The sequence below is a fragment of the Janthinobacterium sp. SUN176 genome (assembly GCF_030587335.1).
Classification (GTDB): domain Bacteria; phylum Pseudomonadota; class Gammaproteobacteria; order Burkholderiales; family Burkholderiaceae_D; genus Janthinobacterium; species Janthinobacterium kumbetense.
The window spans coordinates 2,877,799-2,889,057 of the sequence record NZ_JAPWIA010000001.1 but is presented as its reverse complement, the minus strand read 5'-3'; the positions used below and the strand labels follow the sequence as shown (position 1 = coordinate 2,889,057).

Below are 11,259 nucleotides of genomic sequence, written 5' to 3'. Positions count from 1 at the left end.
CCGAGTGCGGTGGTGACGGCGTTCATGTCAAAAACTGTGTAAAAGCGGCAATGCTTCCATTAGAATAAATCATTGCTTCAATTACACAGCCCATGAAATGGAATGCCTGCAATGATGAATGTATTGACCCTGGAACACTTTGCCGCGCGCGTCAACGACACGTTTATCTCGGTCGGCGACGGGAATGCCGCTTTCATCCTGAAGGAGGCGCGCCCGTTGCCGTCGGCCACGCTGGAAGGTCTGTTGCGGGCGCCGTTCAGCTTGTTATTCCATAACAGTTCCCCCATCCTCTTCAGCCAGAAAATCTTTCAGCTGCAGCATGATGCATTTGGCGAGGTGGGTATCTTCCTGGTGCCGGTGGCGCGTGACAACCACGGCTTTCTGTATCAGGCCGTGTTCAACTGAGAATGCCGCTGATGCGGGGCAGGCAGAGCCAGGCGGGAGTCCGATGGCGCCGCCTGCCCGGGGCGTTCAAGCCTCAATCAAACGCGGGAAACTCGCCTTGCAGGGCGATGCAGAAATTTACCGCCAGCAGGGGCTGGCGATTTTCATGCGCCTGGCCGCCACCCGCGCTGCCGATGGTCAGTGGCGACAAGGTGACGTTCGGTGTTGCCGCGGGCACGAACGCGTTCGTGCCCGTGATGCTGGTCAGGCCATCGCCATTTTGCGGCACGTTGCGCTGCAGGGTGGCATTGGTCTGGCGGCTCAAGGTCAGTTGATGGGTGTGGTTGGGAATCTCCGTGAGATTCAGCTGGACGGTATTGCTGCCGAACGTTTCGCCCATCACACGCTGCGTCAAGCCTGGCCCCTGGCCCTGGCTGCAGGGCGCGCGTCCGGTGAAGTTGGGCAACTGGAAGGTGTTGACGCCATCGCCGCCATATTGCGTGCCGATTAATGAAAACAGGGCGCTGAATTGCCTGATCTGCAGGGTGGCGCCATTACAGCTTGCCCACCCAGCAGGGGTGAAATTGAAGCCAAAGACTTGTATTTCGCCAAGATATGGTGATGTCACGGTAGGTTCTCCTGATCGATTTTATGGGCTGCGCTTGCGTGCTGGCTGTTATTGTTGGGATGGGTAAATACCTGCCCATGCGATGCAAAACGAGGCGGTCAGGGTGGGCATGGTGTTGTCATGCGGCAAGCTGCTGCCGGCAGTCCCCGTTGCTGCAGGCGCCATGTCATAGGTCGTGAGGCCAGCCAGGCTGCTCGTGTACATCTTGTCGTTATTGACCGGTGCCGCCAGCTGTGCGCTGGTGCCTGGCGTGTTGACCGTCGCCAGTGTGCTGATCGCACTGAAGACGTGCGTATGCGCAGGCATCTGGGTCGGCAGCAAGGTCACCGTTTCGCTGCCCCCCTTCTGCCCCATGACCCGGGGTGTCAGGCTAGGGCCGGTGCCCTGATGCAAAGGCACCTGGCCGCGCAGGTCGGGTACACCGAATGTATTGACGCCGTCGCCGCCATAGGTGGTGCCCAGCAGGGTATATAGCACCTCGTTATTGGCGATGGACTTCAGGCTGCCGTCGCAGGCAAACCAGCCTTGCGGTATGCGGGGAAAGGAAAACAGGCGGATCTCGCCGACATAAGGTGTAGTCATGACTTTGCTCCGTGGGAAGTGGCTGGCATGTTAGTTGCGCGATGGGAAGACGCCGTTCAGGGCGATATTGAAATTGAGTACCTGGAAGGGCTGCATATTGTTATGCGGCAGGCTGCCGCCTGTCTGGGCCAGGACCAGGTTGTTCAAGGGCACTTGCGGGCCTGCCGTGCCATAGATGGCTTCCGTGCCGCTGCCGCCATACAGGGTGTTGGTAGGATTCTTGGTGGTGCCTGGCGTGGTCAGCGCATTGGCCGCGTGCGTATGCGGTGGAATCTGACTCAGTGTCAAAGTGATAGCTTCCGCGCCGTTACGGGCGCCGACCTGGTAGGGGACGGGTTGCCAGGAAGCGTCCACCGAACTGCCCGAGCCGACAGGGGTGCTGCCTTGTAGATTTGGCAATGCAAAGTTGGTCGTGCCGTTCCCCCCGTAAAAGGTACCCAACAGGGCAAACAGTGCCTGATTCTGCGTAATTGGCAGCAATTGCCCGTTACATGCTGCAAATCCACGCGGTGCAAACGCAAATCCGCTCATCATGATTTGTCCCAAATACACTTCAGCCATCATCGTTCTCCCGCTGTTGGAATGTTATTGAATGTTAAAGGAATAATATTTTCCATTTGCAATCAATATTGTTTTTTGAAAAACCCTTTTTGTTATAGTTACTTTATTGAAATCTCGAGGTAGCATACGTTGTCGTATGGCAAGCGTCAACATCTGTTGGCCCTCTGGAAGAGCCCTGAATGGGGATCGCTTGCAGCCTGAATCCATGGTTCTTTTTGTCCAAAAAACTCTGTATTGGAGAAATCATGTTGCGTATTTGCAACGATATCGTCGCCCGTCCGGCACATTTTTTGTTCCTTGCTTTTGTCGCAGGAATTCGAGGGCCGGCAGCGGCTCGCCGGGTAGACCTGGCATCAGCGTTTGGCCGTTTCCTGCATTGCTGCGTTACGCTGTGCTTGCTGATGCTGGCGCTTGGCGCAAGCCCGGCGCAGGCAGCCAACGGCGATCCGAGCACGAAATGTATTCCCAATCAGAGGAGTTTTACCGTCGCATCAGGCGACTCCTATGTCATCGATTTGTCGCTGTGTAGCTCATTTGGCCTGACGGACAATGGCGCGACTGCCTTGCACGGCACGATTACTGGTCTCGTCAATAACGGTACCGGTATTGCGACCTACATCAATAATGGCGACGGGGCGCTGTCCGACAGCTTTGTCCTGTGGGATGAAGACAGCAAGGCGGTGACTTTTACGGTGACCGTCCTGCCCCCTGCGGCTGCCTTCACCGTGACACCGGGCAGCATATCGGCGCCCGTGATCGGCGTGGCGTATAGCCAGGCGATGTCGTCGACCGGCGGTGTCGCGCCTTACAACTACGCGCTGGTGTCTGGTGCTTTGCCACCTGGCATCACTGTGTCGTCGACCGGCGTGATTTCCGGCACCGTGACAGCGACCGGTGCCTATGTGTTCGGCATCAAGGTGACCGACTCGACCTCAGGCACGCCGCTGACCGTCACCAAGAATTACTCCGTGTCGATCGCCGTGCCCACCCTGTCCATCACGCCTACGGTGCTGGCGGCAGGCGGATTGTCGGTGCCCTACAGCCAGCAGATGTCGACCGCGAACGGCACCGGGCCCTTTGCGTATGTGGTGGAATCGGGCAGCCTGCCGGCGGGCCTCACCCTGTCGGGCAGCGGCTTGCTCTCGGGCACGCCCGGTGCTTTGGGCACCTACAACTTTGTGATGAAATCGACGGACAGCACGGGCGGCAATGGACCATACAACACGTCCAGAAGCTATTCCCTGGTGATCAATGCCCAGCCGCCGCCTGCCGTCACCGGTGTGTCGCCTGCGCTCGGTCCGGTTAGCGGCGGCACGGCCGTCACCATTACCGGCACCGGCTTTACCGGCGCAACGGCGCTCAAATTCGGCAGCAACAATGGCCTCAGCGTTACCGTGCTCAATTCCACGACCATCACCGCCACGTCGCCAGCCGGCACCGGTGTCGTGAACGTATTCGTTACGACGCCAGGCGGCACCAACGCCGCCGATCCGTCAAACCAGTTCACCTATGTTCCGGCACCAGCGATCACCAGTATTTCGCCGACGGCGGGCCCAGGCGGTGGCGGCACCACGGTCACCATCAACGGCTCGAACTTTACCGGCGCGACGGCGGTGACCTTCGGCGCGACGGCGGCGACCGGCTACACGGTCAACAGCGCCACGCAGATCACGGCGACGGCGCCAGCCGGTACGGGCACGGTGGATGTGCGCGTCACGACGCCCGGCGGCACCAGCGCCACCAGCGCGAACGACCAGTACACCTTTGTGGCATTGCCGACAGTGACGAGCATTTCGCCCACTGCGGGGCCGGCAGGCGGCGGCGCCACGGTCGTCATCAGTGGCACGAACTTTTCCACCACGACGGCGGTGACCTTCGGCGCCACGGCGGCGACCGGCTACACGGTCAACAGCGCCACGCAGATCACGGCGACGGCGCCAGCCGGCACGGGCACGGTGGACGTGCGCGTCACGACGGTCGGCGGTACCAGCGCCACCAGCGCTGCGGACCAATTCACCTATGTGGCAGCACCGGTGGTGAGCAGCATTTCGCCCACGGCCGGTCCCGCCGTGGGGGGGAGTACGGTCACCATCAGCGGCACGAATTTCAGTGGCGCGACGGCGGTGAGATTCGGCGCTACTGCCGCCATCGGCTTTACGGTCAACAGTGCCACGCAGATCACTGCGACGGCGCCAGCCGGCACGGGCACGGTGGATGTGCGCGTGACCACGTCGGGCGGCACCAGCGCCACCAGCGCGGCCGATCAATTTACCTACGTGGCGGTGCCGACGGTGACGAGCCTGTCGCCTACTGCTGGCCCCATCGCAGGCGGTAGCACGGTCACCATCAGCGGCACGAATTTCAGTGGCGCGACGGCGGTGACGTTCGGTGGCACGGCAGCCATCGGCTTTACCGTCAACAGCGCCACGCAGATCACGGCGACGGCGCCAGCCGGTTCCGGCACGGTGGATGTGCGCATCACCACCATCGGCGGCACCAGCGCCACCAGCGCGGCGGACCAATTTACGTACGTGGCAGTACCGGTGGTGAGCAGCATTTCGCCCACGGCCGGCCCGGCTGCCGGCGGCACCACGGTCACCATCAGTGGCACGAATTTCAGTGGCGCGACGGCGGTGACCTTCGGCGCCACGGCAGCGACGGGCTTTACGGTCAATAGCGCCACGCAGATCACGGCGACGGCGCCAGCCGGCGCGGGCACGGTGGACGTGCGCATCACCACCATCGGCGGCACCAGCGCCACCAGCGCGGCGGACCAATTTACGTACGTGGCGGCACCGGTGGTGAGCAGCATTTCGCCCACCTCCGGCCCGGCTGCTGGCGGTACCACGGTCACCATCAGCGGCACGAATCTCAGTGGCGCGACGGCGGTGACGTTCGGTGGAGCGGCCGCCTCCGGCTTTACCGTCAACAGCGCCACGCAGATCACGGCGACGGCGCCAGCCGGTGCCGGCACGGTGGACGTGCGCATCACCACCACCGGTGGCACGAGCGCCACCAGCGTGAATGACCAGTTCACGTATGTGGGCGCACCGGTGGTGAGCAGCATTTCGCCCACGGCCGGTCCCGCCGCGGGGGGGAGCACGGTCACCATCAGCGGCACGAATTTCAGTGGCGCGACGGCGGTGACGTTCGGCGGCACGGCAGCGGCGGGCTTTACCGTCAACAGCGCCACGCAGATCACGGCGACGGCGCCAGCCGGCACGGGCACGGTGGACGTGCGCGTCACCACCATCGGCGGCACCAGCGCCACCAGCGCGGCGGACCAATTTACGTACGTGGCAGCACCGGCGGTGAGCAGCATTTCGCCCACCTCCGGCCCGGTCACTGGCGGCACCACGGTCACTGTCAGCGGCACGAATTTCAGTGGCGCGACGGCGGTGACCTTCGGCGGCACGGCAGCGGTGGGCTTTACGGTCAACAGCGCCACGCAGATCACGGCGACGGCGCCAGCCGGCACGGGCACGGTGGACGTGCGCATCACCACCACCGGTGGCACCAGCGCCACCAGCGCGAACGATCAGTTCACGTATGTGGGGGCGCCGGTGGTGAGCGGTATTTCCCCGGCCTCCGGTCCAACGACGGGCGGCAGCAGTGTCGTTATCAGCGGCGCGGGCCTTGGCGGCGCGACGGCAGTGACGTTTGGCGGTGCGGCGGCGACGAGTTTCACCGTCAATAGCGCCACGCAGATCACGGCGACGGCGCCAGCTGGTGCCGGCACGGTGGACGTGCGCGTCACCACTGTCGGTGGCACGAGCGCCACCAGCGCGTCGGACCAGTTCACCTACGTGGTGGCGCCGGCAGTCAGCGGCATTTCACCTGCCTTCGGCCCCATCGCCGGCGGCACCAGTGTGGTCATCACCGGTACCGGCTTTACAGGTGCCACGGCAGTGCGATTCGGCGGCAGCAATGCCGGCAGTTTTGTCGTCAACGGCGCCACGCAGATCACGGCCACGAGTCCATCGGGTAGCCTGGGCGTGGTGGACGTGAAGGTGACCACGGTTGGCGGCACCAGCGCCAGCGGCGCGGCGGACCAATTTACGTATATCCCGACCGGTGTCATCACGTTTGCGACACCGACCGCGGCATCCGTTCCATTGGGCAATAACTTCAGCAATGCGGCGACCTCCAGCCTGACGGGCGGCAGTTATGGCGCCTTGAGCTATACCAGCTCGAACGCGGGCGTGGCGACTGTCAGCGGCACCGGCGTCATCACTCCGGTCAGCGCCGGCACCAGCACCATCACCGCGACGCAAGCCGCGGTCGCCGGGGTCAATGCCCAGGCAACTCAAACGTATACCTTGACCGTGACCTCGGCCATCGGCGTCACCCCGGCCAGCTTGCCGGCGGCAACCGTTGCCACCACGTACAGCCAGCAACTGACGGCCAGCGGCGGTGTCGGTCCGTACACGTTCGCGATAACGGGCAGCCTGCCTGCCGGCATGAGCTCGAACGCCAGCGGCGTCTTGAGCGGCACGCCCACGGCGGCTGGCGATTTTGCGCTGGTGGTGCAAGTGACGGATTCGCGTCAATTCACGGGGACGAAGAGCTACACGCTGTCCGTCGCTTCGGCGGTACTGGCGCTGAACCCGGCCAGCTTGCCCAATCCGACGGCGGAAGCGGCCTACAGCACGACCCTGACGGGGGCGGGCGGCACGGCGCCGTACAGCTATGCCGTGGTGGGCACCTTGCCCGTGGGCCTGAGCCTGAATACGGCTACGGGCGTGCTGTCCGGCACGACGAATGCGGCGGGCAGTTTCCCGTTCAGCATCAAGGTCACCGACAGCAGCACGGGCGTGGGTGCGCCATTCAGCCTCAGCAAAAACTACACGCTGACGGTAGCTGCGCCCACCCTGACCCTGACGCCGGCCAGTTTGGCGGCGATCCGTGCGGGCGACGCGTATAGCCAGCCATTCACGGCGGCCGGCGGTGTTGCGCCTTACGTGTACTCCCTGAGCAGCGGCGCCTTGCCGACCGGCCTGGCGCTCGATGCGGCGACCGGCATCGTCAGCGGCACGCCGACCGTGGCGGGCAGCTTCGCCTTCACCTTGCAGGCGAAGGACGCGCACCAGTTCACGGTGCAGCAAGCGCTGACCCTGCAGGTGAACCAGGCGCCGCCACCGGTGCCCAATGAAACGGCGACCACCTCGGCCAACCAGGAAGTGAGCCTGACCATCGCTTCCACGGATGGCAGCCCGATCACGGACGTGACCATCGTCACGCCGCCGCAGCACGGGCGCGTCACGGTGGTCTCGAGCGGTGCCTCGGCGCGCATGGCGCGCGCCGTCGCCGGTGCGAGTTTCAAGGTGACGTATGTGCCGAATGCCAACTACTTCGGTCCGGACAGCTTCAGCTACACGGCGACGGGTCCAGGCGGCACCTCCGCGCCGGCCACGGTCAGCGTGACGGTGGCGCCGCAACCGGTGCCGGTGCCTGTCGCCAAGACGGCGACGGTATTGGCCGGCACGCCGGTGACCCTGCAGGTGACGCAGGGCGCCACCGGCGGCCCGTTCACGGCCGTGGCCATCACTACGCAGCCAGCCAGCGGCACGGCAGTCGTCAATGGCATGGACATCGTCTACACGCCAGGCATCAACACCAGCGGCGACATCAGCATCGGCTACACCGTGTCGAACGTGTTCGGCACCTCTGCGCCGGTGAAAGCGACCATCAGCGTCAATCCGATGCCGCAGGTGGTCAGCCAGAGCGCCACGGTGGTGGCGGGCCTGACGGTGACGGTCGACCTGACGGCGGGCGCCACGGGCGGCCCGTTCACGGCGGCCAATGTGCTGAGCGTGGCGCCGGCTGAGGCGGGCAAGGTGGTGGTGCGCGACGTGGGCACGGCCGGCAAGCCGTCGTACCAGCTGAGCTTTGCGGCTTCGGGCAAGTTTGCCGGCGCGGCCGTCGTCAGCTACACCCTGAGCAATGCCTTTGCCACCTCGAAGCCGGGCGTGGTCAACGTGACCGTGACGGCGCGGCGCGATCCGTCGCTCGATCCGGAAGTGATCGGCTTGCAAGCGGCGCAAGCCGATGCGGCGCGGCGCTTCGCCACGGCGCAGCTGTCGAACTTCACGCAGCGCCTGGAAAGCCTGCATGGCGATGGCTGGGGACGGTCGAACTTTGGCCTGAGCCTGACGCCGCCGAACGACAGCGGCAATCCGACGGCGGCGCTGGCGCGCTGGCAAGAGCAGGAAGCGGACCGCGTGTTCGGCACGGCCGTGAAACCGTTCATGCGCAAGGCGTCCCTGCGCCAGCCCGATGCCGGTTTCAGCAGCGATAAGGCGGTGGGCGGCACGGATGTCAGCCAGGCAACGAATGGCTTGCCGGACATGCCGCAGAAGCCGGACACGCAGAAACAGGCGCTGTCGCTGTGGCTCGGTGGCGCGGTCGATTTCGGCCAGCATTATGTGAATGGCCGCGACACGGGCTTCCGCTTCCGCACGAATGGCGTGAGCGTGGGCGGCGATTACCGTTTGAGCGACCTGGCGACCCTGGGCGTGGGTGCCGGTTTCAGCCATGACCGCAGCGACGTGGGCCAGAACGGCAGCCGCAGCACGGCCGACAGCGCCGTGGCGGCCGTGTATGGCAGCCTGCGTCCGAGCAAGGGCGTCTTCCTTGACGGCGTGCTCGGCTATGGCACCCTGCAATACGACGCGTCGCGCTACTTGACCGATGGCAGTGGTTTCGCCACGGGCGAACGCGACGGCAAGCAAGTGTTCGGCGCGTTGGTGGGCGGTATCGAGATGCGCCAGGAAACCTGGATGTGGTCGCCGTATGGCCGCGTGGAACTGATGTCGGCCAAGCTCGATCCGTACACGGAGAAGGCGGCGGGCATCAACGCCCTGAGCTACTTCAAGCAGACGGTGCGTTCGCGCATCGGCGCGCTGGGTGTGCGGGCCGAGGGTATCTATGTCGGTGGTTTGGGCACGTGGTTCCCGCGCGCGCGGCTCGAGTACCGCCACCAGTTCCAGGGCGCCGATGATGCGCGCCTGGCGTATGCCGACCTGGTGGCCGACGGTCCCGTGTACGTGATCCGCACAGTGCCGCAGCAGACGGGCAACTGGACGGCGGGCCTGGGCGTCAAGCTGCTGTTGTCGAACGGCATGACCATCACGCTGGACTACAACAGCAATCTGAATATCGATAGCGGACGTACCCAGTCGGTGATGTTCGGTATCGCCATGCCGCTCAAGTAATCAGTCAGCCTTCAGGCTAGCCCTGATCGCCGGCCCGGAGTCCATCCGGTCCGGCGATTTTTTTTGTCACAGCGACCAAGGATGGTCTTCTGCGCCGGCGACGATGCCGCCCAGCACGGACTGGTCGCGTTCCGCGTGGCTCTGGCGCAGGAACACGGGCAGGTCGGCAGCCAGGCGGGCGAAACGGGCATCGCGGCACAGGGGGCCTGCGCCCAGCGCCCGCGTGGCCAGGTGCAAGACCAGGGTGGCGGCGTCTTCCGTTGCCAGGCGCAGGCGCAGGGCCAGTCCCATGGCGTCGCGTTGCGGGTGCTGGTCGATTTCCGCGGCGCCTTCGCGCAGCAGGGCGCCGGTGGCGCGCAAGACGCAATCGATTTGTCCCAGCTGCGCCAGGCGGACGGGGTCGGGCGCGGCGTGTTGCGCGCGCGCATGCAGGTGGCTGGCGACGGCGCAGGCCGCGCCATACCAGGCGGCGGCGATGCCCGCGCTGCCATGCCAGTAGCCGGGCCGCTGCAGATAGGCGCCCGGCGCGCCCACGGGAAAGGCGCGCGCGGCAGAAAAAGTCACGTCGACGCTGGCGCAGGCATGCATGCCGACGGCTTGCCAGCCTTCGTCCGTGACGAGCACGCCGGGCTGCGACAGGGTCACCGAGGCCAGGCAAGCCTGGCCAGCGTCGTTCCAGCAGCTGATCAAAGCATGGCTGAGGCCCTTCGCCCCGGCACACCAGGCCTTGCGTCCGTCGAGCACATGGCGGCCCTCGGCCGTTTGCCGCAAGCGGACGCGCGCGCCCGGCAGGTCCGCGCACCAGACGCCCCAGCTGCTGCCGGCCGGCACGCCGGAGCCGCCGATTTCCGCCAGGATGGCGAGCGCATCGGTATGGCCTTCATACAGCTTGAGCAGGGAGAGGTCGACGGCGGCGATGGCGGCCAGCATTTGCCAGCGCTGCAGGGTGGCGCCGTGGCCGGGCAGGGGCAGCTGCTCCAGTCCCGCGTCGCGCAAGCGCCGCAAGCCTTCGATGGGGTGGAAAGCGCTGTCCTGAGGCTGCAGCAGGGCGTCCAGTGCAGCGTGGGAGGGCAGGGGAAAGGCATGGTGTGACATGGCAAGCTCCTGTTTTTCTACAGGATAGCTTTTTATTTTTGCAATGTCTGTTTGATTTTACACAGATACCCGCTCACGCTAGCGAGTCCATGAAGCGGCGGGCGAGAAGATGCACCGTGGCAACTGCAGGGCCGGGCGGCCCTGCAGCTGATCACGCGCTTATTTTTTCACGTAGTGCACGTCCAGGACATACACGCCCTTTTCCGGGTCCAGCACCACCGAGTACAGGTCGTTGCCGCGCAAGGACAGGCCGCCGGGGACGCTCAGCGCCGCGTGCATGCCCTCATCCCACATGCACGATTCGCCATTGTCCACCTTGACGCACCATTGCTGTTTGCCATCGCGCAATACATATTGCACGGTGGCGCCGCTGCGCTGGAAGGTATAGGCCGGCACCGACGAGGTGAACTTGTCGACGCGCAAGTTCGTTGCCGCGGCATTTTCCGCCAGCTTGATCGGCATGTCGGCTGTACCGTCCGGCTTGCCGGTGATTTTCGCGCTCATGCCGTCCGTCGCGACCACGGGGCCGGTGCAATCGGCCTTGAAGTAGGTTTCGCCGGTCGGCGTCAGTTCCAACGAACCGCTGCCGTCGCTCTTGAGCGCGACGACGAGCACTTGCCGGTCGTGATTGTCACACGCCGATTGCCACGTGCCAAGATATGCGGCCAGTGGCGAGGTGGAACCGGAATCGCCGGCAAGCTGCTGCGCCGAACTACCCCCACCGCCGCCACCGCAGCCGGTCAGGAGTGCCGCGGCCGAGCCGACCAATACTGCCAATAATTTTTTCATTCAGAG

Annotated in this window: 7 protein-coding genes and 1 pseudogene; 2 read left to right on the top strand and 6 right to left on the bottom strand. The window is 64.7% G+C overall.

Features of this window, described 5'->3' with window-relative positions:
* Nucleotides 1-114: 114 nt before the first annotated feature.
* Nucleotides 115-405 (top strand): hypothetical protein, encoded by a 291-nt coding sequence (locus O3299_RS13090; protein ID WP_152281270.1) that lies wholly within the window; start codon nt 115-117, stop codon nt 403-405.
* A 73-nt stretch (nt 406-478) separates the two neighbouring features.
* Here the strand turns inward: O3299_RS13090 and O3299_RS13085 are convergent, their stop codons facing one another.
* The 4 genes and pseudogenes from O3299_RS13085 to O3299_RS28095 form a co-directional block, all read right to left on the bottom strand.
* A complete protein-coding gene (locus O3299_RS13085) occupies nt 479-1,012 on the bottom strand; it encodes a tail fiber protein (RefSeq protein ID WP_251350470.1) in 534 nt (177 codons plus the stop codon).
* A gap of 48 nt (nt 1,013-1,060) precedes the next feature.
* Complete coding sequence (locus O3299_RS13080; protein WP_251350471.1) at nt 1,061-1,594, bottom strand: phage tail protein; 534 nt, start codon at nt 1,592-1,594, stop codon at nt 1,061-1,063.
* A gap of 30 nt (nt 1,595-1,624) precedes the next feature.
* On the bottom strand, nt 1,625-1,993 hold the full coding sequence (locus O3299_RS13075) for a hypothetical protein (protein ID WP_251350534.1): 369 nt from the start codon (nt 1,991-1,993) through the stop codon (nt 1,625-1,627).
* Between the two features lie 33 nt (nt 1,994-2,026).
* Nucleotides 2,027-2,125, bottom strand: a pseudogene (locus O3299_RS28095) (tail fiber protein); the annotation flags it as partial.
* 593 nt (nt 2,126-2,718) lie between these two features.
* Between O3299_RS28095 and O3299_RS13070 the strand changes: the two are divergent.
* The gene (locus O3299_RS13070; RefSeq protein ID WP_305062467.1) at nt 2,719-9,369 is read left to right on the top strand and encodes an IPT/TIG domain-containing protein; all 6,651 of its coding nucleotides are present in this window, start codon (nt 2,719-2,721) and stop codon (nt 9,367-9,369) included.
* A gap of 66 nt (nt 9,370-9,435) precedes the next feature.
* Here the strand turns inward: O3299_RS13070 and O3299_RS13065 are convergent, their stop codons facing one another.
* Together O3299_RS13065 and O3299_RS13060 are read right to left on the bottom strand one after the other, a co-directional pair.
* Entirely contained in the window at nt 9,436-10,464 is a 1,029-nt protein-coding gene (locus O3299_RS13065) for an acyl-CoA dehydrogenase (RefSeq protein ID WP_305052788.1), read from the bottom strand.
* Nucleotides 10,465-10,623: 159 nt separating this feature from the next.
* The gene (locus O3299_RS13060) at nt 10,624-11,253 is read right to left on the bottom strand and encodes a hypothetical protein (RefSeq protein WP_289898533.1); all 630 of its coding nucleotides are present in this window, start codon (nt 11,251-11,253) and stop codon (nt 10,624-10,626) included.
* Nucleotides 11,254-11,259: the final 6 nt, after the last annotated feature.